This window comes from Mycobacterium simiae, assembly GCF_008370645.1.
GTDB lineage: Bacteria > Actinomycetota > Actinomycetes > Mycobacteriales > Mycobacteriaceae > Mycobacterium > Mycobacterium simiae_A.
Genome location: NZ_VTZN01000698.1, coordinates 1 through 209, shown reverse-complemented (window position 1 = coordinate 209; position 209 = coordinate 1). Strand labels below are relative to the sequence as shown.

Genomic DNA, 209 nt, shown 5'->3' with positions numbered 1-209 from the left:
GTTTGGTCTTGGTCGGCGAGTGTGGTGATGGCCCCGAGTAGGGGGTGGTCGGGTTGGTGGAGGCCGGCGGTGCTGACGTCGGGGGTGGGGGTGGGGGTGAGCCAGTAGCGGTGGTGTTGGAAGGGGTAGGTGGGCAGTGTGGTGGTGTGGGCGTGGGGCAGCAGCCGGTGCCAGGTGGGGTTGTGGCCGTGGGTGTGTAGCTGGGCCAG

At 69.4% G+C, this 209-nt stretch carries 1 protein-coding gene; it reads right to left on the bottom strand.

Features of this window, described 5'->3' with window-relative positions:
- Positions 1 to 209 (bottom strand): hypothetical protein (locus F0Q45_RS30590; protein ID WP_188113234.1); only part of this gene is annotated, 209 nt, incomplete at both ends.